The following is a 23,218-nucleotide window of genomic DNA, read 5'->3' as shown; positions in this document are numbered from 1 at the left end:
TGTCCGGTGAAACGGGGGCAAGACCAGTTGCGAATTTTCGAGGGGCAGCGGTTACTGATGCTTGACGGTGCGTATGGTGTCTTGAATACCTACCCCATCGACTTGAGTTTCGCACCTGAGGACCCTAAACAGTTCGAAGGGGATGGACGGACGCCGGAGGGCTCATATCTGATCGATCGGCGAAATCCGGAAGGTCTCTTTCACCTTTCCATTGGCACTTCCTATCCTAATGATGCCGACATCGCTTTTGCGGAGGCGCGTGGCCGACCTCCCGGAAAGGACATCTCTATCCATGGTGGCCCGAGACCCGGGGTCGACCCCATGGATATTCGCGACTGAACGGCAGGCTGCATCTTCGTGTCGGACCGTCAAATCGAAGAAATCTATGCCATGGTGCGGAACGGCACGCCCATCGACGTCTACGCCTAATGATCAGACAAAGCGACGCCGCAACGCGACGTTGATGGCTTCGATGGCAGCCACCATGATGACAACTGCGAGTGTCACACTGGCCGCCTTGTCGTATTGGAACGAGCGCACGTAAGTCTGAATATAGAAGCCGATCCCGCCCGCTCCGACAATGCCCAGGATCAGGGACTCTCGAAGGTTGAGCTCGAAGCGGAAAATCGTGTCTCGAACGACGACGGGGGCCATTTGTGGCCAGACCGCATGTCGGAGACGCACCAGCGGCCCGGCACCCGCGCTTTCGAGCGCCGCGATGGGCGCGCGAGACACCCCGTCGATCGCTTCGGCATAGAATTTGGCCAACATGCCGGTCGCATGAAAGGCCACAGCGATGATTCCGGGCAGCGGACCCAGGCCGACGGCACCGACCATAAGCATTGCCACAAGGATCAGCGGAATGGCTCTGACGAAGGCGAGAAGCATCCTAACCGGCCGATAGAGCACAGGCGATACCATCGTTTCGGACGCGAGTATGCCGAGCGGGGCCGATAGGATCACCGCCCCCAGGGAACCCAAGATCGCAATTCTGAGCGTTTCTGCGCTTCCCTTTACGATTTCTTTCATCACGGTCGGATCTGGGGGGAACATCCGACCGAGGAATTCGGCTATTCGCGGCCCGGCCGACAAGAGGCGCGACAGTTCGACGTCGGTCGTCATGAAAGACCACACGATGGCACCGGAGACCAACGCGCTGGTCGCGAGGCCGCCGAACCCGCGCGACCGCATCAGGAGACCGCTCGCAGAGCGACATTCGGCATCGGCTCTGTATCCCGGTAGAGATCCTCGGTCGCGTCCTCACTGAGCTCGGAGGTGGGAACGTCGAAGACGATCCGTCCGCTGCTCATACCGATGATGCGTCGTGCGAAGCGACGCGCCAGACTGGGCTGATGCGACGAAAACATCGCCGTTGCCCCGCGCGCCCTCGCCGCATTGGTCAGCAACGCCAAAACCTCGGCAGCCCGCGCGGGGTCGAGGCTGCTGACTGGTTCGTCAGCGAGGATAAGCCGAGGCTCCTGGGCCAGACACCGTGCGATGGCGACGCGCTGCCGCTGCCCGCCGCTGAGACTGTCAACCCTGCGCTCGGCGAGATCGGCGATGCCGCAATCGGCAAGCGCGGCGAGCGCGGCCTTCAGATCATGTGCAGCGGGTGAGCCGAACAATGCGCGCAAGGTCGACATGCGCCCCAACCGGCCATTGAGAACGTTCCGCAAGACGCTGGACCGTTCGACGAGGGCATACTCCTGAAACACGAAGCCAGTATCGGGGCGACGTGCGCGGTGCGGTGGTTGATCAGGATCAAGGGGCGCATCCAACACTGAGGCTCGCCCCCGCCAGCCTTGAAGCCTGCCGTCGAGCAGCGTGAGGAGCGTCGTCTTGCCTGCACCGGAAGGTCCAAGCAGAGCGACGCTTTCCCCCATGGAGATGCCCAGGGAAATTCTCTCGAGAGCCGGGAAATCGGAACCTGGATGGGCAAAGTTCAGGTCTTCTATCTGCACGGCGAGGCTCATTTCAGCAGACCGTATTGCCTGGCCAAGTCGCGCACCCCTTCGTAGGCGGCCGGATCGGCCCTGACGTAGCCATCGGGCCCGTAGAGGAACCGTAGCTTGTCGCGGTGCTCAGGCTTGTTCAACAGCATCATGGCATCGACGAACCGCGTTCGCAGGCCGGCATCCAGGCCCGGACGAGCGATCACCACGTGGCTGGGAATGGCTTCGCTCTCTGCGATCCAAGTAACCTGCGCCTGTTGCTCTGGCGTGAGAAGGAGGTCGGCATATTGACTGGCGCCCGCCGCATCGACCAGCCCCTCGGCCATCGCCTGCATGGCCTGCTGATAACCACCCGCGAAGAAAACTCGTCCAAAGAATGTGTCGGCGGCTTCCGGGCGATCAATCAACCCCGCGCGCTCGAACTCGGAAAGCGGATAAAGATAGCCCGATTCCGATATCGGATCGGCGAAGGCGATGTCCCTGCCACGCAGGTCGGCGAGCGATTTGATACCGGCGTCACGCCGAACGAAGACACGTCCGGTGTAGTTCGGAGCGCCGCGGTAGACCTCGGATAGAAGTGGGATCGCGTTGATCTCGGCCTCTGCCAGGACGAAGGGGAGCGCCCCCATAAAGGAGATATCCGCATCGCCGTTCCTCAACGCCTCCACAGCGGCGGCATGGTCGATAGTGACGAACCCCTCGACGGGTGCACCGATCTGCTCGGTCAGCCAGCCGGTGATGGCTTCGATATCACCAAGCAGCTTTTCCGGATTTTCCTGCGGGATGAAGGCAATGCGCAGCGTCATATCCTGCGCGGCAAGGGGGGGCGCCACGAACAAGCTGCTCGCTCCAGCCAAAGCCAGAAACGTCCTTCGATTCACTCCTGTCGTCATTAGAAGGCCCTTTCGTCGATCGCACTGGCATCCGACTTGAAAGCCGCCCAGCTCGCTTCGGCAGCCTCCCAGTTATCGCTTCGCACGGCAGTTCCGACCTCATTCAGTTTCTCGGCAAGAGCATAGACATCCGGCCGGGCGGCAAGATTGGACATGGTGCTGGCGTCCGCCGCGAGATCCGCGGCCACAGTGTTAGTGAGGAGCAGGATATGCTCTGCATCCCTCCGCGGGATCAGCATGTCGAGTGTCGAGGCGAACGTCGTGAGCTCGGAGAATGCCAGACGGAAGGCAGTGTTCTCGGTATCGAATGCCTCATAGGGTTCGTCCGCCGCCCCTACTGCCTCGAGATACGCGGTCAGATCGGCACGCTCCGCCATGGTCAGCTGAAGCGACTTCTCCTCGTTGAACCAGTCCACGACAGCAGCCAAGGTTGGCAGCGATCCATCGTGGAAATAAGGCGCTGTATAGACGGTGCCGAGCAGCGTGGGGGTATCCAACGCACCGGCGCGGGCGCCTTCGTAAGCCGGCGAGACCGACCCTATGTCATGTGCCTGGCGGTCCAAGAAGTTCGCATCCGGAACATGGCAGCTGGCGCATGATCGGTCGCCAAGACCCGCAAAGGGTCGATTGAAGATCGCTTCCCCGCGTTGGGCGGCTTCGGGGGCCGATGCGGTCAACCTGCCCTCGGATGTGAGCATGGAGTTGGGCAGGAAATCGAATTCGAGCATGTAGGCGACCAGCGCGTCCAACATGAAAGGTGTAGGCTCGTCTCCACCGAACTCGTTGACGATCACGTTGCGGCTGAAGTCACGCAAGGATGCGAAGCGGCCATCGCGACCGTAAGGTCCTGTGAAGCGCAGGCCGCGCAGGCTCGGGATGTCGAGTGGGTCGTCGCGCCGGTCGTTGAAGATCGGATTGAAGAAAGCGCCATCCACGTCGATCGCACCGGGCTGGTGGCTGGCGCCGGGGATGAAGAGCCGCTGGTTCACATCGGAGCGATTGTGACAAGTCGAGCACGCAATCCCGAGATCACGCGCAGGACTGCCGAAGATCTGCGCACTGTCGAACAGCATATCGCCGAAGGCAACGAGCGGCAGGTCCGTTTCGTCGATACCCTGCTCTTCAAAGTTGAGCACAAGCAACGGCAGAGGGTCTTGATCGAAGATATCCGAGCCGGGCGGCAGGCTCGGCGGCAAATCGATCGATCTGCCACTGATCGCCGCCGTTTCTGGCAAAGCGCTCAGGGCATCCCGTGCCACGAACGCGTCAACGAGGTAGTTCTCATCAAGATAATCCGAGATGACGGAGCGCGCGGCTACCATTGCTTCGGTATGTGTGGGTTTCGCACCTGTGCCAAGAAGGCCAGACGAGCCCGCGCTGCTGGCAAGTTCCAGCCAGGCGCGACCGATACGTCTCGCAGCCTCGGGATCGGCCGCGGCAATGCCGTCCGCGAAGGCCCGATAGAGTTCGCGGGCCTCCCGCACCGCCCCTTGGGCGGTCACCGGCCTTTCGGCCTTGATGGCCCGATCCAACTCTTCGTCGATCCGGCGCGCGATCAGCCGTGTCGCCTCGGCAAAGACCGCGTGCCGATCCTGGCGCGAAATCGCGTCCATGAGGAGGTCGGGCTCCAGCTCGCTTGTGTCGTCCAGACGCGCCAATGCCCCGCTTGGAAACTCCGATCCGGGGTAAGGTTGGGTCCAGGCTTCCTCTATCTCCTCCCATGGCAACGGCTCGAGATTGCCCAGAAAAAGCGTCAGCCGATAGGCGGCCGCCTCAGGGAGCCAGGGGGCTTCCTTCGCTGGGGTTGCAGAAACCGGCCCCGACAAGCCGGATACCCCTGCAAATGCGACAAACAGGGAGAGAAGGAGTCTCGGGATCATGGAAGCCTCCAGCCTAAAAGTTAGACAAGGCTAACATAGGTGTAGACGGCTAACAAGTTGTCAATGCCACCTCCTCGCTGCAATGTCGGAGGATGAAGAAGTTGCCAACACATGGGCGTGTTACGCCCGATGCCACCGACAGAGGCGCCAAAGCGCAAGCGGAAGGCTTCGCCACCGTGCGTCAGGCCCACGAGAGCGAAATGGCCGAGGACTATGTCGAACTGATTGCCGAACTGATCGAATTACAGGGAGAGGCGAGACCAGTGGATATCGCTGAGCGCCTCGGAGTGAAGCCGCCCACGGTCACCAAGAACATCTCGCGCCTGAAAGATGCGGGGCTCGTTTCCCGCGAACGGTATCGAGCTATCTTTCTCACGCCGGCAGGGCAGAAGCTGGCAGAAGCCTGCCGCAGACGCCACCGCATCGTGGTCGCGTTTCTCCTCAGCCTTGGCATTGATGAGGACACCGCAGAACGCGATGCCGAGGGGATCGAGCATCATGTCAGCGAGAACACCCTTGAGGCCTTTGAAAGAGCGACAAGTCGCTTTGAAAAGAAGTGCTGATGTCCGGGAAACGACGGGAACACGACAAAGCTTGCGCCATGCATGGCCTTGGCGGCCTAACAATATTCGCTCGACCGGCTTATGGCGTAGCTTCGAGAGCGTCGAAGCTACGCACACCCGAAAGGCCTGCGCAACTCAGAATCTTCACCCCTTCGACCGCCAGAGCCATTCTTCCGACCGGAACGTCAATTGGCTCACCGCGAGGGCGGCTACATCCGTGTATTAAACATCATTGACATGAAATTCAGGAACCGGCTTTCAGTTTGAGTCTCTATGGATCATCCATGTCCATACAACTCGGCATTATCATGCGCATTTCTCTCATTCTCGAATTCAAGGCTTGAGTGAGAAATGCCGAAGTCGTCCTTCAATCGGCGCTTGATTTCGGCTTTCACGGCCTCGATGCCCTCCCAGCTCAAATCGTTTAGAACCACATGACAGTCGAGAGCGACCTCATGCTCCTGCATCTGCCACAGATGCACGTGATGGACATCTTTGACGCCCTCGGTTTCCCGCATCGCCTGGACCACAGCGTCACTGTCAATCTCCGGGGGACTGCCAAGCATCAGCGTCCGGATCGGACCGCCAATCTCGGTCAGTGCCAGATAAAGGATATACAATGCGATGCCGATGGTGATGGCAGGATCGACCCAACGAAGGTCGTAAAGGAGGATCAGCGTGCCGCCGATGATGACGGCCACCGAGGCGAGCGCATCCGAAAGATTGTGCAAAAACAGCGCCCGGATGTTCACGCTGCCTTTCTGCATCGAGTAGGTGAGACCCGCCGTCAGGGCGTCGATGATCAATGCGATTCCGCCGAGGATGACGACCGTCCAGCCGCGCACCTCGGGCGGATCGATCATCCGCATGCCGCCTTCGTAGATCAGGTAGAAACCGACGAGAATGAGAGTTGTGTAGTTGATGAGGGCGGCCACGATCTCGATCCGTCCATAGCCGAAGGTCATCGTCGAATCCGCTGGCCGACGCGCGATCTTTCGGGCGACGAAGGCGATGACGAGCGAGGCCATGTCCGAGAAGTTGTGCAGCGCATCCGCGATCAGCGCGAGACTGCCAGCGAATATGCCGCCGACGATCTGCGCCACGGTTAACAGAGCATTGGCCCATATGGCTATGGAAACACGCCGGTCCCCGGATTCGGGATCGAGATGCGCGTGGCCGTGGTCATGCGGCATGTCTATGTTCCTTCGGCAAACCTTTTTTCGTGGCCCCTATTCCAGGCACAAGGGGAACATCACCATTCCGGATCTTGCGCACCCGCGCGTTCATCCAATGGCGGATCGCATGGCGATACAGCCTCTCTCTGAAGCTGCCGATCGCCTGCTTGCGGTTCTCGAAGAAAACGTCGGGTGAAGCGAAGGTTCCGAGATCGCGGGCAATACCTGTTTTCTGGATGTAGGTATCCTTACCGGTCCACTGGACGTGCGGTGCGCAAAGGCGATCCGTGCCGACACCATAGCCGCACAGATTGTCCTGATCCGGGAAAGCGGCTTGGATCGCCTGAAGATACAGGCTGTCGAGAATGAACCCTTCGAGGTTGAGCCAATCGCCATCCAGTTCGACCTCCACCCAGGAATGAAGGATTTCTGCTGGAGCCCATGGATAGACCGCCTCCGGCACCACGCCACGCTGAAGCGTCTTGTGGATCGTGAACCCGTGCAGCCTGCATGGCACTCCCACACCGCGTAGAAGCGCCATCAACAAGGTGGCCTTGGTATTGCACTGGCCGTAGCCGTCCCGCAGCACGCTGCTGGCCGAGATGTCATCTGCTCGATTGTAGCCAAAGGGAATGTCGTCGCGCACGAAATCGTAGATGGCCCCGATCCGATCGGTTTGCGGCAAACGCGACCAGCCCCGCTCCTCGATCAGGGCGGCAATGGCAGGCACCTTGAAATCCAACATTAAGGTGGTTTTCGTCAGGCAGGTGGCATTTTGCACGAACTCTCTCCACGAATCGTTGGGAAGAGAGGTAGCCCCTACAGTGACTGTAGCTTCAAGGCTTTTTCGCTCACGTGGCGCGCGGCGCTGCAAGAATGATCATTGCGCCCGTCAGGCTCACCATCGTCCCGACGAGGTCCCACCGATCGGAACGGTTCCCCTCGGCCATCCACATCCAGAGCACCGATGCGGCGATGTAGATGCCGCCATAGGCCGCGAAGGCACGGCCCGCCGTGGACGTCTCGACCTGTGCGAGCAACCATCCGAATAGCGCCAACGAGACCATGCCGGGCAAGAGCCAAAGCGGCGAAGCGCCGAGCCGCCACCAGGCCCAGACGGCAAAGCATCCCGCGATCTCGGCAATGGCGGCCAGCGCATAGGCGATGGCGGCGCTCAAGTGCCGATGCCCTCGTGGTCCGTCAGGCACTCGGCGTGGTCGCGCAGCACTTCGAGCACGCGGCAGTCCGCCGCCTGCCCGCCGCTGCATTCCTCGATCATGCGTTCCAGCTCCACCCGCAGGAGCTCAAGACGGGCCATGCGCTGCTTGACCTGCTTGAGCTGGCGTCTGGCGATGGCATCCGCTTCCTCGCAGGATCGGGCAGGATGATCGCTGAGGTCGAGCAGTTCGCGGATCGCATCGAGCGAGAAACCAAGCTGCCGGGCGTGACGAATGAAGGACAAGCGGTCGAGTTCGGCATCGCCATAGCGGCGCTGGCCGCCATCGGTCCGCCCCGGTTCGGGCATCAGGCCGACCTGCTCGTAATAGCGGATCGTCTGAACCTTCGTGCCTGTCCTCTTCGCCAGATTACCAATCGTCAGCATCGTCGCACTCCAAACCTAAACTCTCCGTAGGTTTGGAGCGGCGGTTTGGCAAGCTGGTGGCGCAAGATCACAAACTGCTTTGCAGAGTTCACGCAAAGAGGGGTTGAACCTCCAGTGGCTCGAGGTTTTAGCAGTGCGCCGAGAACTCCGGAATCGGTCTTCTGACGGCCGATAGCACCAAGCACTGGCCCTTCGTAGGAACAAGACAACATATGACCAGCCATCTGGCGAATGACGACCTGTCCGAGATGACGAGCCCCTCTATCGATTGTGCTCACTATTCCCTGCCGGGGCAGCCCAACGCGACCAACAACCCTGTGGCCTTTAACTCTGCCATCCAGGAGCCAGCATGAGGTTGCGCTATTGGACCGCGGGGGGTGCGGCGTTCGGTGTTTCGGTGGGTATCCTTTTCTACTCGACCCTGGCTCCGACGGAGACGGTGCCGCCGGCCCTGAATGCGATCGGTGATTGGGCGCCCGTCCCCATAGCGTCACCGCAGCTGTCTCAGGACAGCCCAATCGAAATCTCTGCGGAGCAAGATGTTGCACCCTTCGCCATGCCGTTGGCTCTCCCCGAGGTGTTGGTGACCGCAACTGCCCTGCCGGTGATGGCGCCGTCGCCTGCCGCATGGTCGCGCGAGATTGCCGCGGGCGAGACGCTGGACACGGTTCTGATGGACGCTGGCCTCAAAGCGGCGGATCGCGCGGAGGTCGCTCTTGCGATCGGCGTCGAATACGATCTCCGCAAGCTCCGCCCCGGTCACGTCGTTTCCGTCATTACGACCGATCATGGCGCCCCGCAGCGGGTCACGCTGGAGGTCGATGACGGCACTCGTATCGAGACAATTTTCGGGGATCGCTTGGCCACCCGTGTCGTCTCACCGGAGCCCGAGGTCGAGATCGTGGCCGGGCAAGCCGAAGTCGTGACCTCGATTTCCTCGGCGCTTGCGGAGACGGGCATCCCGTCACGTTTTGCCGTCGATCTCGCGCAGATACTTGGCGGCACGGTGGATTTCCGCCGTGAGCTCAGTGGCGGCGAGACCCTGCGCCTGCTTTGGCGGGAGATGAGGGTGGAGGATGCTGTTATCGGCGAACCTCGGTTGGCCTTCGCATCTCTGGATGTCGGGGACGCTCTCTACGAGGTGGTCTGGCCCGACGATGAAAGCGGCCGTGCCACCATTTATCTTGATGGAGAGGTGCTGCGGGTTTTCGCCCCGCCCGTGCAAGGCGCGCGACTTTCCTCCGTCTTCGGAAAGCGCACCCATCCGGTCTATGGCAATGTGCGCATGCACACCGGCGTCGACTTTGCCGCCGCTCGGGGGACACCCGTGAATGCCACGGCCCCCGGGCGCATCGCCTATGTGGGCTGGCGCGGCGGCTATGGCCGGGTCGTCGAGATCGCGCATGGCTCGGACACCCTGACCCGCTATGCCCATCTCAGCGGAGTGCCGGACGGGTTGGCACGAGGGCAGCGCGTCGCCGCAGGCGATACCATCGGCCTCGTAGGTGCCACCGGCACGGCGACCGGTCCGAACCTGCATTACGAAGTGCGTGTGAACGGCCGTCCCACAGATCCCCTGTCGGACGAGCGCTTGGCGCAAGCGACCGATCAGGCCGCCGATGCTCGCGAGGCGCTGACCCGCCTCCTGGATGCGCGGTCCCGGCTCGAAGCCCGCCTGTCGCAGGAGCTTTAACACGTCGCGACCGGTAGCCTCTGACCGTCTCCATTCCCGCTCGGACAAGGACTTTGATGATGGAGCAGATGTCCCCGCTCGCCCTTGGCGTCGTGGGCAGTCTTCTGGCCGGCGCCATGACCGCGGTCGGTGCAAGCCCTGTGCTGCTGGGCCAGATCCCGTCGCGCGCCATGCGCGACCTTGCGCTCGGCTTCGCCGCAGGCGTCATGCTCGCGGCATCGTTCTTCTCGCTGATCATTCCGGCGCTTGATGCGGCCGAGCCCCGCTTCGAGAACGGCGCGGCACCGGCGGCTATCGTCTGCGTGGCGATCCTGCTGGGTATCGGCGCCGTGGCATGGATGAACGAGCGTTTGCCTCATGAACATTTCAGCAGCGGACGGGAGGGTCCCGAAGCCGCGTCCCTCAGGCGGGTCTGGCTCTTCATCTTCGCGATCACGATCCACAATATCCCGGAAGGCCTCGCAGTCGGCGTGGGCTTCGGGGCCGATGGCCTCTCGGGAGGACTGCCGCTCGCCTTGGGCATCGGCCTCCAGAACGCCCCCGAAGGGCTTGCCGTGGCGGTCTCTCTTCTCGGCGAAGGGTATGACAAGGGCCGGGCCTGGACCATCGCCGCGCTGACCGGCCTCGTGGAACCGATCGGTGGTGCGCTCGGCGCGGGCGTGGTCTCGCTGGCCCAGCCGCTCCTTCCCTGGGGCCTGGCATTCGCGGCGGGCGCGATGCTCTATGTCATCAGCCACGAGATCATCCCCGAGACCCACCGCCGAGGGCACCAGAACAAGGCGACATTCGGCTTGTCGATCGGGCTTGTCCTCATGCTCTTCCTCGATGTCTGGCTTGGCTGACGAATGTGTGCCGAGGGACTTGAAGCTACAGCCGCTGTAGGTCGTATGCCGAACGCAATCTGGGAATCACGGCGGGGAGAACGCCTTGGCGGACGGCAATTTTCGACAACACGAGTGGCGTGTGACGGGCATGGATTGCGGCTCCTGCGCCGCAAAGGTGCGCGGGGCCGTGGGGCGCCTTCCGGGCGTGTCAGATGTCGACATCGCTCTGATGGCCGAGCGACTGCGATTGACCCTCGACGAGGGAGAGACTCTGCCAACGCAGGTCGAGAAGGCGGTGCGAGCCGTCGGTTTCGGGATCGCGCCCAAAGGCGCGGCGCCTGAGAGGCCCGAAGGCGGCTTCGTCCTGCCAGATGGCGCTTTGCCCGACATGACGCAGGAGGATGACGTCCACGAGGAGACCGTGGGGCAACCCGCGGAGCCCGGCGGCTCATCCTGGTATCAGACGCCGAAGGGGCGGCTGGTGATCGGCACCGGCGGACTGCTGGCTGTCGCCGCGGCCTCGCACCTGTTCATGCCGGCCCACATCTCCAAATGGGCCTTCATCCTCGCAACGCTCATCGGCCTCGCCCCGATAACGCGGCGGGCCGTTGCCATGCTGCGGACGGGCATGCCCTTTACCATCGAAATGCTCATGACGATCGCCTCCATGGGGGCCCTCGTGATTGGCGAAGCGGAAGAGGCCGCGCTTGTCGTGTTTCTCTTCGCAGTGGGCGAGATGCTCGAAGGTCTCTCCGCCAACAAGGCGCGGGAAGGCATTCGTGCGCTGTCGCGGCTCGTTCCGAAAGTGGCACTGCTCGAAACCGAGGGGCGCATGCGGGAGGTGCCGGCACAGGCGCTTCGGGTGGACCAAACCGTGCTGGTCCGCCCGGGAGACCGCGTCCCCTGCGACGGCGAAGTGATCGAGGGGACCTCGGGGGTCGACGAAAGCCCCGTAACCGGCGAAAGCGTGCCGCGCCTCAAGGAGCCAGGCGCGGCGGTCTTTGCCGGATCGATCAACACCGAGGCGGCCTTGCGCGTGCGGGTGACGAAGGCGGCCCAGGACAACACCATTGCGCGCATCGTGCGTCTCGTCGAGGAAGCCGAAAGCGCACGGGCCCCGACCGAGCGTTTCATCGACCGCTTCAGCCGGGTTTACATGCCCGCCGTGGTGGGCGCGGCAATTCTGGTCGCCCTGGTGCCGACACTCGCCTTCGGCGCGGCGTGGCAGGACTGGGTCTATCGTGCCCTTGCCCTGCTGCTCATTGGCTGCCCCTGCGCGCTGGTAATCTCTGTGCCAGCCTCGATATCCTCGGCCCTGTCGACAGGGGCCCGCCGGGGCCTGTTGATGAAGGGCGGCACCGTTATCGAAGCGATGGCGCGCACAACGCATGTCGCCTTCGACAAGACCGGCACGCTTACGCAAGGACGGCCCCGCGTGACGGATGTGATCGCCCTGTCCGGGAGCGAGACGGAATTGCTGGCGCGCGCGGCCGGCGTCGAAAGCGGGGCCAGCCATCCGCTTGGCCGGGCGATCTGCGCCATGGCCGAGGAGCGAGGCATCGACGCCGCACTGACCAGCGCCGCCAAGGCGCTTCCCGGTAAGGGCGCCGAGGCCGCGGTCGATGGAAGGACAATCTCGGTCGGCTCGCCCCGGCTGGCCGAAGAGCGGGGCGCGATGACCGACGCAGTGCGCGACCAGGTCTCGACCGTTGAGGCCGAGGGCAAGACGGTGGTGCTTGTGCTTGGCGATACGACGCCGCTGGGGATCATTGCTTTGCGCGACGAGCTGCGGTCCGATGCCTCTCGGGCGGTCGCCGAACTCCAGGGGCTCGGGATCGAGCCGGTCATGCTCACGGGTGACAATCCCCGCACTGCGCAGGCCATTGCGGGCCAGCTCGGCATTGCGCATCAGGCCGGCCTCATGCCCGAAGACAAGGTTGCCGCCATACGCGGCCTGACTTCCGAGGCACGGGTGATGATGGTCGGCGACGGCATCAACGACGCGCCGGCGCTGGCGGCCGCGCATGTAGGCGTCGCCATGGGCTCGGGCACTGACGTGGCGCTCGAGACTGCCGATGCCGCGATCCTGCGCGACCGGGTGACGGACGTCCCGGGCACGATCCAGCTCGCGCGCGCGACCATGTCGAACATCCGGCAGAACATCGTCATCGCTCTCGGGCTGAAGATGGTCTTTCTCGTGACCACGATTTTCGGGATCACCGGTCTGTGGATCGCCATTCTCGCCGATACGGGCGCGACCGTGCTCGTGACACTGAACGCGTTACGGCTGCTGTTCTTCCAGCCAAGCAATGACACCGCCGCCGGAGGTTGTCGCAACCGGGCGATATCTCGGCCCGGCGGAACTGCTCGCGGGTCCGAGGGCGTTGCCTCCCGGAAAGCGCGGAATGTGGTATGAGTGGTAGTCTTCTGATCTGGATACCGGTGCTGTTGGCCGCCGTCTGGGCTGCCCACTGGGGCGCGGAGCATCTGGCAGAGCCTCTGAAGAAGCTACGCAAGCAATGGGGGTTCTCGGTGGCGGCCGGGGGTGCCTTCATCGGCCTCGCCGCAGCCTCTCCGGAGATTGGGATCAACACCACGAGTGCTCTGCGTGGTGTCGGCGATATCGGTCTGGGCGCGCTTCTGGGATCGAACGTGCTCGCCATTCCTCTGATGGTGCTGACGGCCTACGCCGCCACTCGCAAGAAGCGCATCGAAGGTCACGACGACCACGCAGAACACCGACGGGCGCATTTCCTGGAGATCGATCGCCGGGCTGTCACGGTGCAGGCCCTGCCATATCTCGGCATCATCGCGCTCTTCGCAATGCTGACGCTGCCCGCACCTTGGCGTGGCCTCCAGCCCCTCGACGGTTGGCTTTTACTGTTGGGCTATCTTACCTATGTCACACAGGCCCTGTTGCGCGGACGCGGTGACGGCGAAGAAGTCGAGTGGAGTTCAAAGGAAAAGCGGCTGGCAGCGGCCGGTGTTGCGTCCTTGGCCATTGGGGCCTACTTCACCGTCTTTTCGACCGAGAAGATCGTGGCCACACTCGGGCTATCCAAGATCATCGGCGGTCTCTTCATCACTGCTCCTATGGCCGCACTGCCCGAGGTCTTCGCGACCTGGTATGTCGCCCGCAGCGGACAGATCACGTCGGGCGTCACCAGCGTCATCGGCGATCATGCCGTGACCATGACCCTGGCCTTCATTCCGCTGACGATCGTCGGGATGACGATCGACGATTTTCAGCTATTCTGGATTACGCTGAGCTTCGTGGCCGTAATGCCCGCCCTCTACGCTGCGTTCATCTGGTGGGGACGTAACGGCTTCCGACTCTGGCAGGTCCTCGCCTTGCCGGTCGTCTACGCGCTCTACCTTGTTCTTCTGGTGGTCTGGGTGCAGCCTTTCGGCACGGGCGGATGAAACTTTCATCATTGCGCCGCACCGAAAGTGGAACGCGGAGCCAGAGATGGGCGCACTATTTGCGCAGATATTTCACCAGCGCCATGATCGCGAGGATCACCAGCAGGAGGATCAGGAGACCCCAGATCCCCATGCCGAACATCATTCCGCCGTCCATCATCTACGTCTTCCTGTGTTGTGGCCGCGTCAATACTTGCGCGGACCTTCGGCCTTTTTAACCCCCGGCATGGACGATGGCTTGGTCCAATGGCCCTGAGGCCGAGTCAAAGGGCGGAGCACCGCGATGATGCTCCGCCCGTTTTGTCAGCAACAACCGGAGCGGCCTTCCGGCTGCGAGACTTTCTGCACGAGGTCTGCGGTTTCCGTCCCTTGTGCCTCACGCGCGACGTCGGCCTGCGCGACCATACCGCAGCATTTGCCTGCCTCGTCGGTGACGACGGCGCGGCGCACCTGGCGCTCCTCCATCTTATCGCAGCAAGATGAGACCTCCTCTTCCGCCGACGTGGTGAGCACGTCCGATGACATGACGTCCGAAACAGCGGTCTCACCGGATTTGCCTTCGGCAACAGCCCCGCAGCAGATGTCGCGATCCGTGACGACCCCAACCGGTTCACCCGCATCGTTGAGCACGGGCAATGCACCGATAGACTGTTCGGCCATGAGCTTCGCCGCTTCTTGAATGGTGGTGTCCCTCCCACAGCAGGTGGGGTTGCTCGTCATGATGTCCTGAACTTGCATGTCTTGCTCCTCTGCTGAGTGCCGGGACAAACCACTACGGCCGGGACGACGTTCCGTGGGTGCCTCCGCTTCGGCGACGAACCGCGGGTTGACGGTCTCGTGAGAGATTTCCGCACAGGCCCGGTAGACAGGTGCCCCGTCCGTTCATAGATCTGTGCCATGCGCCTCTGGCTCCGCCTTGTCTCGCTCTGCCTCTCGCTTGCCCTTCTGGGCGGCGTGATGATGCATGATGCGGCTGGCGCCCGGATGTCGTTCGACATGGCCGCATCGGCCGTTGCCGACTCGCAGGACGATCCCTGCCCTGCTTGCGACCAGGACGCGAACGAGCAGCTGGTGTGCGATCTCGACTGCACCGCGCCCCTGCTGTCGACCGAGGGGGCATCTGAGATCCTACCGCAGACCGTTGCCACGCGTAGCATGACGCGTCCGGATGATACGGCGCTGCGAACACGTCGCCCGGGTTTCGATCCCGCGCCCCCACGAACCACTATCCTGAGCTGACCGGCCGCACCGCATAGGTGACGGCCCGGTATCGCCGTGCCTGTCCAACTTGGACAGGCAGGCCGTGAACCGACCGATCCCTTCTCAGGATACCTTCCATGACTTCCCATACCGCACGCGCGCTTTCGCGTCGTAGCGTCCTGTCCTCCGGCCTCGCCGTGCTGGGCGCGACGATCCTTGTCCCCGGCTTTGCCCGATCAGGCCCGTCGCTGGCATTCGACCCGGCCTTTGCCCTGGCCTTTGACGGCTCCGCCATTCTTGCCGCCACGCCCGACGGGTTACTGCGGCACGACGGCGAAAGCTGGACGAAGCTCGGCGACGTGGAGCCGCCCAACACTCTCTCGACCCACCCGTCCCGTCCTGGTGTTATCTACGCCGGATGGCAGGACGGCAGCCTGCGCCGCAGCGATGACAGCGGCGAAAGCTGGACCGCGGCGGATGCCGGACTGCCCGGTGCGTCGATCCTGTCCCTCACCATGGCCGCGCAGTCATCTGGCATCCTTTATGCTTCTCTCGAAGGCGACGGGCTGTGGCGCAGCGAGGATGACGGCGAGACGTGGAATTTCGTCATGGACCGTCCCTATCTCGACGGCGCAGAGCATGACGTGCTCAGCCTTGTCTCGGTCGCCAACGAGACCGGGATGGGCGGCATCTGGCTCTATGCGGGAACGCGAGCCGGGCTGACGCGGGTGCCAGACTGCTTCTGCCGTTGGCAGGATGTCGTCGCGGGCGATGCGATGGATGCATTGGTCGCGGGCAACGCACCCACCGAGGCCGCCGCGCTGCCCGCTGGTGAGCCGGTCGAGATCCTCGCTCTCGCGCCCGACGCGCCCGAGCGCATCCTCGCCGCGCTGCCCTCCGGGCTGTGGCTGTCGACGGATGCCGGGGTGAACTGGGCGCAGGTCACCCCCGATCCCGCCACCGCGCTCGCCGTCGATCCCGCCGATCCACTCCACGTGATCGCGGCCGGTCCCTCCGGACTGCGCGCTTCGCGTGACGGCGGCACCATCTGGACTTCCTTCGATCAATCCCAGGACAGCTGACATGAACCGCAAGCTTCTAACCATCGCCGCCGCGGCCTTCGCCACCGCCGCCGCCATCGGCGTAGCGACCCTCACCACCGCCGAAACCGACAGCGCCGCCGATGCTCCAGCCGAAGCCACCGTTCCGGCCGAAAAGCAGATGACGATCTGGCGCGATCCGAACTGCGGCTGCTGCGACGCCTATGCCGACTACATGGAGGAGAACGGCTATCACGTGACGCGGATCGACGACCCGGACTTCGACAAGCGCTCGATCGAAGCGGGCGTGCCCGAGCAGGGCCTTGGCTGCCACCTCGCGCAGGTGGACGGCTACTATGTCAGCGGGCTGGTCCCGGCCGAGATCGTGGAGCGCCTGACCACGGAGCGTCCCGAGATCACCGGCATCACCTTGCCCGGCATGCCGATGAATGCCCCGGGCATGGCCGGCAAGAGCGGCACGCTCAAGACCTACGCCTTCTCGGGCGACGACATCACGGTGTTCTCCGATGAATGAGTGCATGGAGGGCATGATGTCGATGATGGGTAGCCCGATGATGGGCACCATGATGCTCGGAGGCGGGCTGGTCCTGCTGCTGGTGCTGACCGTGCTGGTCCTGAGCCTGATCGCGCTGGTCAAGTTCCTCAGGAGCCCGCGATGAGACGCGGCCTGACGCTGGGGCTCGTTACCGGTTTGGCCGGCGCCGCCGCGATCGCGGCGGTGGCGCAGGGCCTGCTGGAGGAGGAAGCAAAAGCGCCCGAGCAATCGCAGGAGATCGCAGGGCTCTCCGTTCTCGGAGAGCCGGTCACCCGCGACATGGTCGAGCAAGGTGGCGAGATCTATGCCGAGAGCTGTGCCGCCTGTCATGGCGCGAAACTCGAGGGTCAGCCGGACTGGCGCCGCCGGACCGAGGACGGGCGCATGCCCGCGCCGCCGCACGACGACAGCGGCCACACCTGGCACCATGCCGATCGGGACCTGTTCACGATCACCAAGCATGGCGTCGGCGCGGTGGTGCCGGGCTACGAGAGCGATATGCCCGCCTTCGAAGGGCTGCTGAGCGACGACGAGATCAAGGCAGTGCTGGCCTATATCAAGACCAGCTGGTCGACACGCGAACGCGCCTTCCAGGCCGAGGTCTCGGCCGGTGCCGAGGGCAAGCCATGAGCGCGGCGGAACAGGAACCGCGCAAGCGGCCCCGTGGTCGGGTATTAGTGCTCCTTCCGGCAGCGCTGTTCGCAACACTCGCGGCGGCGTTCTACTGGGGCCTCATGAACTCCGACGACCGGCTGCCCTCGGCCCTGACCGGCAAAGCGGTTCCCGAGTTCGACCTGCCTCCCATCGAGGGCCGCGCCGACGGCCTGTCCACGGCGGACCTGCAAGGCGAGGTGTCGATCGTCAATGTCTGGGCCTCATGGTGCGTGCCGTGCCGGGTCGAGATGCCGCTCCTGGTCGAGCTGGCCGCGCGGGACACGGTCCCGATCCACGGCATCAACTACAAGGATGCGCCGGATGCGGCGCTCCGTTTTCTCGACGAGACGGGCGATCCCTACACCCGCATCGGCGCCGACCGCTCCGGGCGCGCCTCGCTCGACTGGGGGGTCTACGGGCTTCCAGAAACCTTCGTCATCGATGCACACGGCGGCGTTGCCTACAAGCATGTCGGTCCGTTCGATCGCCGCTCGCTGGAAGAAGAAATCCTGCCGGTCGTGCGCCGGCTTCAAGCGGAGAACAGGACATGAGCGAGCGATCGACGAACGCGATCGGGGCGATCCCCGCAAACCGGCTTCCCGGCCTGGGCAGGCGTGGATGGATGTTGGTGGCGCTGGCCGTCATCGGCACCGGCATGGCCCTGAACTGGGGATGGCTGACCGCCATCGGGGCAGCCCCCCTGATCCTGAGCTTTGCCCCATGCGCCGCGATGTGCGCGCTGGGGCTCTGCATGCGCGGGGGCTCGTCCGCCTGCGCCAACAAGACCGCTCCGGCAGGCAAGCCGGACACCCCGACAGACTGAACCCTACCTCGAAAGGATACAACATGAAGACCATTACCAAGTTCGGCAGCGCCGTGGCCCTGTCCCTGCTCGCCTTCGCGCCCGTGGCCTACGCGCAGGATACCGCCCCGGCGGACGCAGAGGAGACGAAGGAAGGCGGCCACATGGGTGGCGACATGACGGGGATGCAGGGCATGGCCGGAATGGAAGGCATGGAAGGCATGGAAGGCATGGAAGGCATGATGCCGATGATGATGAAGCACATGCAGGCCTGCATGGAGATGATGGAGACGATGAACACCCACATGCAGGAGCATCACGACCAGGCCGATCAAGCCGATCAGGGCTGATCGAAGGCCCGCCCGGGCTCCGGCCCGGGCCGGCCAAACAGAAAGACAGACAGATGCCCATTTCCTCTCCCGACACCTTTCACAAGCGGCTGCGCTTCCTCCTTTGGAGCGGAGCCGCCGTCTTCACCGTTGCCACTGCCGGGCTGCTGGTCCTGCAAGATCAGGCCGAGCCCGCACAGGTCGTCTATAGCGGCGAGGCGGACATCCGGTCCGACTTCGAACTCGTCGATCATACCGGGCGCCCGGTCACCGAGGCGGACTATGCCGACCGCTGGCAGCTCGTGTTCTTCGGCTTCACCAACTGCCCCGACGTCTGCCCGACGACCCTGGCCTACATGGCCACTACCCTCGACCTGCTGGGCGGGAACGCGGACCGGGTCGCGCCGCTCTTCATCACCGTCGACCCCGAACGGGACACGCCCGAGGTCATGGCAGATTACGTCGCGAACTTTCATCCCCGGCTGGTGGGGCTGACGGGAAGCCCGGCCCAGGCCGCGGAGGCCGCGCAGAGCTTCAAGGTATATCACGAGCATTTGGCGGATGCGGAGGCGCAGGACGGATACACCATGGCCCATGCCGGGCACATCTACCTGATGCGCCCTGATGGCCGGTTCGAGGCCGTCTTCCTCGAGGGGGATCAGCCGCCCGAGGATCTCGCCGAGGAAATCGAAATGCGACTGGACAAGGAGAGGCGCAGTTGATGCGACAGGCAATTCTCATCTCCATGACAGCCGCCATGGTTGGCTCGGCAGCCTCGGCCGATCACCCCGGGGAGCGGTTGAACGAAGTCACGGCCGAACAGGAACCGGGCTTCGAGGCGATCTTCCGGCCCGGACCCGATCTCGACCTCGTCACCGTGGACGGGGAAACACCAAGCCTGGAAGACTTCGCCGGGCGCATTCTCGTGGTCAATTTCCGTCAGGCATCCTGCACCGAGGCCTGCGACGCGCAGCACCAGCAGTTGGCAAAAGCGGTCACCTCTCTTAATGCGAGCCCCATGCGTGAGATGGTCGGCTTCGTGACCGTGGTCGAGGATGCGGCGGACATTGATACGCTCGACGCCGAGAACTGGTCGATGGTGCGGTCGCAGGGCGGTCTTGAGGAGCTCGAGGCGCGGCTCGCTGCTGTCTCAGAGCGCTCGGACGAGGCGATGATGATCCACCTTTTTGACCGGCAGGGCCGCCATGTCGGCATCTTTCACGGGATCGATTTCGAGCCGCTCAATCTCCTCATGCATATCAACGGGCTGACCAACGCGCATCCGCATCCGGAACCCGAAGGCATTCTCGACAGGGCGCTGGGGTGGTTCGAATGACGGTGACAAATTCAGCAAGCGTCGCGGCGACCCCGGACTGGCTGGGGGTTCTACGGCGCTATTTTCTGTTCTCCCTCATCGGCCATCTGCTCTGGGAAGTCGCCCACATCCCGCTCTACACGATCTGGACCGAGGGCAGCGCGGGCGAGATCGTTTTCGCCATCGTGCATTGCACGGGCGGCGATCTGATGATCGCCTTCAGCACCCTGCTCCTGGCACTGTTCCTGTTCGGACGGTCAGAGTGGCCGGGGCAGCGGTCCGTCCCGGTGCTCTTGGCCGCTGTGGTGATGGGCGTGGGCTACACCATCTTCAGCGAATGGCTGAACATCGTCGTGCGGGAGGCCTGGGCCTATCGCGACATCATGCCAGTGATCCCGGTCATCGACGCGGGACTGACACCGTTCCTGCAATGGCTCGTCGTGCCCACGGCGGCCTATATGGGCGCCACCTCCCGGCGCGCGTGGCGGAGATGAGCCATGCCTGACATCCAGACCCTCGGCCTTCTCGCCGCGCTTCTGGCCGGCACGGTATCCTTCCTGTCGCCTTGCGTCCTGCCGCTGGTGCCCGGCTATGTCTCCTACATTGCCGGGCGCACGGGACCGGGCAAGGCGCCAAGCCGAGCCACGATAATCTGGCTGAGCATCTGCTTCGTGCTGGGATTCTCGACGATCTTCATCGCGCTCGGCGCCTCCGCCACCGCGCTCGGGCAGGCCCTGCTGCGCTGGCGCTTTGAGCTGAATATCCTCGGCGGGGCGATCGTCGCGCTGTTCGGTCTGTTCATGCTGGGCGCGGCCCGTATTCGTGCGCTGGAGCGCGACCTGCGCTTCGATCTCGATATTCCCGGCGGGCAGCCCATGGCGTCTTATGTCCTCGGCCTCGCCTTCGGCTTCGGCTGGACCCCATGCATCGGGCCGATCCTCGGCGCGATCCTCACGGCGAGCGCCATGCAGACGACCATGGGCGAAGGAGTGGCGCTCCTCGCGGTCTACTCCGTCGGACTCGGCGTGCCCTTTGTCTTGGTCGCTGCCTTTATCCAGCAGGCCGGCACGAGGCTGCGCAGGGTCCGTGGCTTGGGGCGCGGCCTGCACAGGATCGCCGGGGCGGTGATGATACTGATGGGGCTCGCGATGATGACCGGCCAGCTGACCGTCTTTTCCTACTGGTTGCTCGAGACGTTTCCGGCCTTGGGAGCGATCGGATAGGCACCGGATTACGGTGGTATCGTGCGACATCTGCATGGGGAAACGGCATGGGCATTCTTAAAGCGCACTACGTATTGACCCCGCTCGACTGCAACAAGGGCCTTATTCGGTTGTCCAACTTTGAATTCAATGCCCGTCCACGTCCTGTCCAGCTTCGACGCGGGCGAGCAGAAGTGTTTGCTCGAGAGCGGCTGCAAGCGCGATGAGGAAGACGATCCAGGTATCCAGCGCAGCGACAGCAAATCCGCCGACGAATGGCAACACGAAGACCGGCGCCGTAAGCTCGTCAAAATAGCTGCTGTAGGCGGGTCGGCGGTCCTCCGGCGATCTCTCCATAAGCAGCCCTATGACCGCGATGGTCAGGCCATTCGCCAAGGCCCCGAGCAGCAGAAAGACAGCCAGCAGCATCGGCATGAGCGCAGCCTGTGACGCAGGAACCATCAGCAGCGCGACCGGCGACGCGATGCGGCCGGCCGCGATCACGCGCATCAGGCTGAGCTTGCCCAACCGGTCGCCCCACCAACCCCGAAGCGGGTTGCTGAGCAAGGCGCCCGCCTTCTGGGCTCCCAGCAGAAGCGCCACGTTTTGCAGGCTCATGCCCAACTTGTCCGCTGCGACCACGAAGAAGGGCACTGCGGCGAGCAAGGCGCCGCCGCACGACTGCGCGAAGACGAAGCGCCGGAACACGGCGTCGTTTCGGAAGGTCGCGGCGCCCTCCTTCAGATAGGCTGCAAAACTGGCGGTCGCCTTCGGCGGGGCGGCTCTCTTAGGTTTCCCCATCGCGGTGAAGACGATGGACGACACCAGCATCAACGCGGTGGCGACGTCCAGAACCGCCGCGTAGGACACAGAAATTCGAGGGCCCGGAGCAGCCTGTCTGCAATGGCGGCGACAAGCAGGGCCACAAGGCCACCCCCGAAGAAGCGGATCGCGAGGAGCCTGCTTCGCTGCTTGGATGGCACGGACCGGGCCACGATGTCGTTGTAGCCACGCCGACAATGCCGCTGAGACAGGCGTAGACGGTCCACAATCCGAGCGTGGCCGCGCCGAGCGCCGCCGAACTCCCACCTGCGCCCGCACCGGCCCACAGGATGCCGGCGAGCGCGGCGATGGCCGCCGTTCGCCCGAAAGCTCCAAGCACGTAGAACGGCATTGATGCGCCGCTGCGCCCCGCGAGGTAGCCCACGAAGAGCTGCGGCAGGAGCCAGCCGAGCCGCAGGATCGTCGAGACGGCACCGACAGCCACCGGGCTGCCGGTCAGCTGGAAGACCAGCGCCGATATCACAGTGGCGCTGTCCACCGCAGCCGAGCCAGCCTGGAACGCGGTGCTGGCACCCGCGACGTGCCAGAACCGGCGGCGGGGGTCACCTGCCGCTCCAAGCCGCCGGCTCGACGAACAGCCCGAACCAGATCGACCACAACCCGAGGCCGATGAAGATCGCCCCCAGCAGCCAACGGCGCGGCTTCAACCAGTTCGCGACCCGGTCGAGCCCGCCTGCAAGGCCGGGCGCGACGGACAGGGGAATGAGCGGAAGCGTAAGCGCCAAGGCGAAGACAGACATCATCAGCACGCCGGTCGCGGCCGAGCCACTGGCGGTCGCCGTGCCGATCAGCCCGAACAGGATCGGCGCGGCGCAGGCGGGAATGTTCAACCCGAAGGCTGCACCTTGCAGGAGCGGCGCGTCGGCGATCTTCCAGCAGTCTGGTGCGACCCGGACCCGCCGGCGAAGCCCCCTGTCACCGCCCGCAATGATCGCGATCCCGAGGCCAAGGTAGATCGCCCCGAAGACCAGCCACATCCCGGTCTGAACGCCGATCAGACGCTGGCCGAGAACGACGATCAGGCCACCGAACCCGCCCATGACGACGAGACGTGCCAGCAGGAAGACCAATGCCGCGCTCAATCGCTGTCGCAGCCTACGTCCCTGCTGGGCCGAGAGGAACAGCATATGCGCTCCGATGGTGCAGGGTTCGACGAAGCCGAGGAGTCCGAGGCCAAGGGCAAGCAGGATCGATTGATCAGTAAGCTCCATGTCCCTCGTCTTATTCAACTTCTCGGTCGACGTGCAGGCAATACGGGCAGATGGCCGCCG

The 23,218-nt window shown here is 63.8% G+C and carries 29 protein-coding genes and 1 pseudogene; 19 read left to right on the top strand and 11 right to left on the bottom strand.

Annotated elements, in window-relative coordinates; translation table 11 throughout:
• The first annotated feature begins 6 nt into the window (after nt 1–6).
• Nucleotides 7–429: pseudogene (locus LOKHON_RS16540) on the top strand (L,D-transpeptidase family protein).
• Nucleotides 430–432: 3 nt separating this feature from the next.
• Here LOKHON_RS16540 and phnE read toward each other — a convergent pair.
• Genes phnE through LOKHON_RS15310 form a run of 4 tightly spaced genes read right to left on the bottom strand, consistent with a single transcriptional unit; the run spans nt 433 to nt 4,725 of the window.
• Nucleotides 433–1,191, bottom strand: a complete 759-nt coding sequence (gene phnE / locus LOKHON_RS15325) for a phosphonate ABC transporter, permease protein PhnE (protein WP_017927570.1) — start codon at nt 1,189–1,191, stop codon at nt 433–435.
• The gene (locus tag LOKHON_RS15320; protein ID WP_026147365.1) at nt 1,191–1,973 is read right to left on the bottom strand and encodes a phosphonate ABC transporter ATP-binding protein; all 783 of its coding nucleotides are present in this window, start codon (nt 1,971–1,973) and stop codon (nt 1,191–1,193) included. Before LOKHON_RS15320 ends, phnE begins: the two co-directional genes overlap by 1 nt.
• Entirely contained in the window at nt 1,970–2,845 is an 876-nt protein-coding gene (locus LOKHON_RS15315; RefSeq protein WP_017927568.1) for a phosphate/phosphite/phosphonate ABC transporter substrate-binding protein, read from the bottom strand. The genes LOKHON_RS15320 and LOKHON_RS15315 overlap by 4 nt, the downstream gene beginning before the upstream one ends.
• Nucleotides 2,845–4,725, bottom strand: a complete 1,881-nt coding sequence (locus LOKHON_RS15310) for a cytochrome c peroxidase (RefSeq protein WP_017927567.1) — start codon at nt 4,723–4,725, stop codon at nt 2,845–2,847. Before LOKHON_RS15310 ends, LOKHON_RS15315 begins: the two co-directional genes overlap by 1 nt.
• A 92-nt stretch (nt 4,726–4,817) precedes the next feature.
• On the opposite strand from LOKHON_RS15310, the gene mntR reads away from it, so the two are divergent.
• Nucleotides 4,818–5,288: a manganese-binding transcriptional regulator MntR gene (gene mntR, locus LOKHON_RS15305; protein ID WP_026147364.1), complete on the top strand. Its 471-nt coding sequence runs from the start codon at nt 4,818–4,820 to the stop codon at nt 5,286–5,288.
• A gap of 278 nt (nt 5,289–5,566) precedes the next feature.
• On the opposite strand, the gene LOKHON_RS15300 is transcribed toward mntR, so the two are convergent.
• The 4 genes from LOKHON_RS15300 to LOKHON_RS15285 form a co-directional block, all read right to left on the bottom strand.
• Entirely contained in the window at nt 5,567–6,481 is a 915-nt protein-coding gene (locus LOKHON_RS15300; RefSeq protein ID WP_017927565.1) for a cation diffusion facilitator family transporter, read from the bottom strand.
• Nucleotides 6,471–7,208, bottom strand: a complete 738-nt coding sequence (locus LOKHON_RS15295) for a transglutaminase-like domain-containing protein (RefSeq protein WP_017927564.1) — start codon at nt 7,206–7,208, stop codon at nt 6,471–6,473. Before LOKHON_RS15295 ends, LOKHON_RS15300 begins: the two co-directional genes overlap by 11 nt.
• A 106-nt stretch (nt 7,209–7,314) precedes the next feature.
• On the bottom strand, nt 7,315–7,641 hold the full coding sequence (locus tag LOKHON_RS15290) for a YnfA family protein (protein WP_017927563.1): 327 nt from the start codon (nt 7,639–7,641) through the stop codon (nt 7,315–7,317).
• Complete coding sequence (locus tag LOKHON_RS15285; protein ID WP_017927562.1) at nt 7,638–8,066, bottom strand: MerR family transcriptional regulator; 429 nt, start codon at nt 8,064–8,066, stop codon at nt 7,638–7,640. The genes LOKHON_RS15290 and LOKHON_RS15285 overlap by 4 nt, the downstream gene beginning before the upstream one ends.
• A gap of 212 nt (nt 8,067–8,278) precedes the next feature.
• Between LOKHON_RS15285 and LOKHON_RS16270 the strand changes: the two genes are divergently transcribed.
• From LOKHON_RS16270 to LOKHON_RS15265, 5 genes are all read left to right on the top strand, one after another.
• The gene (locus LOKHON_RS16270; RefSeq protein ID WP_017927561.1) at nt 8,279–8,419 is read left to right on the top strand and encodes a hypothetical protein; all 141 of its coding nucleotides are present in this window, start codon (nt 8,279–8,281) and stop codon (nt 8,417–8,419) included.
• Nucleotides 8,416–9,759, top strand: coding sequence for a M23 family metallopeptidase (locus tag LOKHON_RS15280; RefSeq protein ID WP_017927560.1), 1,344 nt, complete (start codon nt 8,416–8,418; stop codon nt 9,757–9,759). Before LOKHON_RS16270 ends, LOKHON_RS15280 begins: the two co-directional genes overlap by 4 nt.
• A gap of 59 nt (nt 9,760–9,818) precedes the next feature.
• Nucleotides 9,819–10,601, top strand: coding sequence for a ZIP family metal transporter (locus LOKHON_RS15275; protein ID WP_017927559.1), 783 nt, complete (start codon nt 9,819–9,821; stop codon nt 10,599–10,601).
• Nucleotides 10,602–10,731: 130 nt separating this feature from the next.
• Nucleotides 10,732–12,999, top strand: coding sequence for a heavy metal translocating P-type ATPase (locus LOKHON_RS15270; protein ID WP_081610544.1), 2,268 nt, complete (start codon nt 10,732–10,734; stop codon nt 12,997–12,999).
• Nucleotides 12,996–14,006, top strand: a complete 1,011-nt coding sequence (locus LOKHON_RS15265; protein WP_017927556.1) for a sodium:calcium antiporter — start codon at nt 12,996–12,998, stop codon at nt 14,004–14,006. The genes LOKHON_RS15270 and LOKHON_RS15265 overlap by 4 nt, the downstream gene beginning before the upstream one ends.
• 303 nt (nt 14,007–14,309) lie before the next feature.
• On the opposite strand, the gene LOKHON_RS15260 is transcribed toward LOKHON_RS15265, so the two are convergent.
• The gene (locus LOKHON_RS15260) at nt 14,310–14,744 is read right to left on the bottom strand and encodes a CBS domain-containing protein (RefSeq protein WP_017927554.1); all 435 of its coding nucleotides are present in this window, start codon (nt 14,742–14,744) and stop codon (nt 14,310–14,312) included.
• A gap of 159 nt (nt 14,745–14,903) precedes the next feature.
• Between LOKHON_RS15260 and LOKHON_RS15255 the strand changes: the two genes are divergently transcribed.
• The 12 genes from LOKHON_RS15255 (at nt 14,904) to LOKHON_RS15205 (ending at nt 21,125) form a co-directional block, all read left to right on the top strand.
• On the top strand, nt 14,904–15,245 hold the full coding sequence (locus LOKHON_RS15255; protein ID WP_017927553.1) for a hypothetical protein: 342 nt from the start codon (nt 14,904–14,906) through the stop codon (nt 15,243–15,245).
• A 98-nt stretch (nt 15,246–15,343) separates the two neighbouring features.
• A complete protein-coding gene (locus tag LOKHON_RS15250; protein ID WP_017927552.1) occupies nt 15,344–16,288 on the top strand; it encodes a beta propeller repeat protein in 945 nt (314 codons plus the stop codon).
• 1 nt (nt 16,289) lies between these two features.
• The gene (locus tag LOKHON_RS15245; RefSeq protein ID WP_017927551.1) at nt 16,290–16,781 is read left to right on the top strand and encodes a DUF411 domain-containing protein; all 492 of its coding nucleotides are present in this window, start codon (nt 16,290–16,292) and stop codon (nt 16,779–16,781) included.
• Between the two features lie 16 nt (nt 16,782–16,797).
• The gene (locus LOKHON_RS16610; protein ID WP_281177663.1) at nt 16,798–16,926 is read left to right on the top strand and encodes a hypothetical protein; all 129 of its coding nucleotides are present in this window, start codon (nt 16,798–16,800) and stop codon (nt 16,924–16,926) included.
• Complete coding sequence (locus LOKHON_RS15240) at nt 16,923–17,432, top strand: c-type cytochrome (RefSeq protein ID WP_017927550.1); 510 nt, start codon at nt 16,923–16,925, stop codon at nt 17,430–17,432. The genes LOKHON_RS16610 and LOKHON_RS15240 overlap by 4 nt, the downstream gene beginning before the upstream one ends.
• Entirely contained in the window at nt 17,429–18,007 is a 579-nt protein-coding gene (locus tag LOKHON_RS15235) for a DsbE family thiol:disulfide interchange protein (protein ID WP_211205666.1), read from the top strand. The genes LOKHON_RS15240 and LOKHON_RS15235 overlap by 4 nt, the downstream gene beginning before the upstream one ends.
• On the top strand, nt 18,004–18,279 hold the full coding sequence (locus LOKHON_RS15230; protein WP_017927548.1) for a hypothetical protein: 276 nt from the start codon (nt 18,004–18,006) through the stop codon (nt 18,277–18,279). The genes LOKHON_RS15235 and LOKHON_RS15230 overlap by 4 nt, the downstream gene beginning before the upstream one ends.
• A 23-nt stretch (nt 18,280–18,302) precedes the next feature.
• Entirely contained in the window at nt 18,303–18,608 is a 306-nt protein-coding gene (locus tag LOKHON_RS15225; protein ID WP_017927547.1) for a hypothetical protein, read from the top strand.
• 53 nt (nt 18,609–18,661) lie between these two features.
• Entirely contained in the window at nt 18,662–19,309 is a 648-nt protein-coding gene (locus LOKHON_RS15220; protein ID WP_017927546.1) for an SCO family protein, read from the top strand.
• Entirely contained in the window at nt 19,309–19,923 is a 615-nt protein-coding gene (locus LOKHON_RS15215) for an SCO family protein (protein WP_026147362.1), read from the top strand. The genes LOKHON_RS15220 and LOKHON_RS15215 overlap by 1 nt, the downstream gene beginning before the upstream one ends.
• A complete protein-coding gene (locus LOKHON_RS15210; RefSeq protein ID WP_017927544.1) occupies nt 19,920–20,396 on the top strand; it encodes a hypothetical protein in 477 nt (158 codons plus the stop codon). Before LOKHON_RS15215 ends, LOKHON_RS15210 begins: the two co-directional genes overlap by 4 nt.
• 3 nt (nt 20,397–20,399) lie before the next feature.
• On the top strand, nt 20,400–21,125 hold the full coding sequence (locus LOKHON_RS15205) for a cytochrome c biogenesis CcdA family protein (protein WP_017927543.1): 726 nt from the start codon (nt 20,400–20,402) through the stop codon (nt 21,123–21,125).
• Nucleotides 21,126–21,251: 126 nt separating this feature from the next.
• Here LOKHON_RS15205 and LOKHON_RS15200 read toward each other — a convergent pair whose 3' ends face one another.
• Nucleotides 21,252–21,974, bottom strand: a complete 723-nt coding sequence (locus LOKHON_RS15200; protein WP_017927542.1) for an MFS transporter — start codon at nt 21,972–21,974, stop codon at nt 21,252–21,254.
• A gap of 515 nt (nt 21,975–22,489) precedes the next feature.
• Complete coding sequence (locus LOKHON_RS15195; RefSeq protein ID WP_017927541.1) at nt 22,490–23,158, bottom strand: sulfite exporter TauE/SafE family protein; 669 nt, start codon at nt 23,156–23,158, stop codon at nt 22,490–22,492.
• Nucleotides 23,159–23,218: the final 60 nt, after the last annotated feature.

It is taken from the genome of Limimaricola hongkongensis DSM 17492 (assembly GCF_000600975.2).
Taxonomy (GTDB): domain Bacteria; phylum Pseudomonadota; class Alphaproteobacteria; order Rhodobacterales; family Rhodobacteraceae; genus Limimaricola; species Limimaricola hongkongensis.
The sequence above is the reverse complement of the archived record's forward strand: the minus strand, read 5'-3'. Positions and strand labels throughout refer to the sequence as shown.

Bases quoted from the DNA above. Each gene is read 5' to 3' on its own strand.
- phnE (WP_017927570.1), bottom strand. From the start codon at position 1,191: ATGCGGTCGCGCGGGTTCGGCGGCCTCGCGACCAGCGCGTTGGTCTCC.
- LOKHON_RS15320 (WP_026147365.1), bottom strand. From the start codon at position 1,973: ATGAGCCTCGCCGTGCAGATAGAAGACCTGAACTTTGCCCATCCAGGT.
- LOKHON_RS15315 (WP_017927568.1), bottom strand. From the start codon at position 2,845: ATGACGACAGGAGTGAATCGAAGGACGTTTCTGGCTTTGGCTGGAGCG.
- LOKHON_RS15310 (WP_017927567.1), bottom strand. From the start codon at position 4,725: ATGATCCCGAGACTCCTTCTCTCCCTGTTTGTCGCATTTGCAGGGGTA.
- mntR (WP_026147364.1), top strand. From the start codon at position 4,818: ATGAAGAAGTTGCCAACACATGGGCGTGTTACGCCCGATGCCACCGAC.
- LOKHON_RS15300 (WP_017927565.1), bottom strand. From the start codon at position 6,481: ATGCCGCATGACCACGGCCACGCGCATCTCGATCCCGAATCCGGGGAC.
- LOKHON_RS15295 (WP_017927564.1), bottom strand. From the start codon at position 7,208: ATGTTGGATTTCAAGGTGCCTGCCATTGCCGCCCTGATCGAGGAGCGG.
- LOKHON_RS15285 (WP_017927562.1), bottom strand. From the start codon at position 8,066: ATGCTGACGATTGGTAATCTGGCGAAGAGGACAGGCACGAAGGTTCAG.
- LOKHON_RS16270 (WP_017927561.1), top strand. From the start codon at position 8,279: ATGACCAGCCATCTGGCGAATGACGACCTGTCCGAGATGACGAGCCCC.
- LOKHON_RS15280 (WP_017927560.1), top strand. From the start codon at position 8,416: ATGAGGTTGCGCTATTGGACCGCGGGGGGTGCGGCGTTCGGTGTTTCG.
- LOKHON_RS15275 (WP_017927559.1), top strand. From the start codon at position 9,819: ATGGAGCAGATGTCCCCGCTCGCCCTTGGCGTCGTGGGCAGTCTTCTG.
- LOKHON_RS15270 (WP_081610544.1), top strand. From the start codon at position 10,732: ATGGATTGCGGCTCCTGCGCCGCAAAGGTGCGCGGGGCCGTGGGGCGC.
- LOKHON_RS15265 (WP_017927556.1), top strand. From the start codon at position 12,996: ATGAGTGGTAGTCTTCTGATCTGGATACCGGTGCTGTTGGCCGCCGTC.
- LOKHON_RS15260 (WP_017927554.1), bottom strand. From the start codon at position 14,744: ATGCAAGTTCAGGACATCATGACGAGCAACCCCACCTGCTGTGGGAGG.
- LOKHON_RS15255 (WP_017927553.1), top strand. From the start codon at position 14,904: ATGCGCCTCTGGCTCCGCCTTGTCTCGCTCTGCCTCTCGCTTGCCCTT.
- LOKHON_RS15250 (WP_017927552.1), top strand. From the start codon at position 15,344: ATGACTTCCCATACCGCACGCGCGCTTTCGCGTCGTAGCGTCCTGTCC.
- LOKHON_RS15245 (WP_017927551.1), top strand. From the start codon at position 16,290: ATGAACCGCAAGCTTCTAACCATCGCCGCCGCGGCCTTCGCCACCGCC.
- LOKHON_RS16610 (WP_281177663.1), top strand. From the start codon at position 16,798: ATGTCGATGATGGGTAGCCCGATGATGGGCACCATGATGCTCGGAGGC.
- LOKHON_RS15240 (WP_017927550.1), top strand. From the start codon at position 16,923: ATGAGACGCGGCCTGACGCTGGGGCTCGTTACCGGTTTGGCCGGCGCC.
- LOKHON_RS15235 (WP_211205666.1), top strand. From the start codon at position 17,429: ATGAGCGCGGCGGAACAGGAACCGCGCAAGCGGCCCCGTGGTCGGGTA.
- LOKHON_RS15230 (WP_017927548.1), top strand. From the start codon at position 18,004: ATGAGCGAGCGATCGACGAACGCGATCGGGGCGATCCCCGCAAACCGG.
- LOKHON_RS15225 (WP_017927547.1), top strand. From the start codon at position 18,303: ATGAAGACCATTACCAAGTTCGGCAGCGCCGTGGCCCTGTCCCTGCTC.
- LOKHON_RS15220 (WP_017927546.1), top strand. From the start codon at position 18,662: ATGCCCATTTCCTCTCCCGACACCTTTCACAAGCGGCTGCGCTTCCTC.
- LOKHON_RS15215 (WP_026147362.1), top strand. From the start codon at position 19,309: ATGCGACAGGCAATTCTCATCTCCATGACAGCCGCCATGGTTGGCTCG.
- LOKHON_RS15210 (WP_017927544.1), top strand. From the start codon at position 19,920: ATGACGGTGACAAATTCAGCAAGCGTCGCGGCGACCCCGGACTGGCTG.
- LOKHON_RS15205 (WP_017927543.1), top strand. From the start codon at position 20,400: ATGCCTGACATCCAGACCCTCGGCCTTCTCGCCGCGCTTCTGGCCGGC.
- LOKHON_RS15195 (WP_017927541.1), bottom strand. From the start codon at position 23,158: ATGGAGCTTACTGATCAATCGATCCTGCTTGCCCTTGGCCTCGGACTC.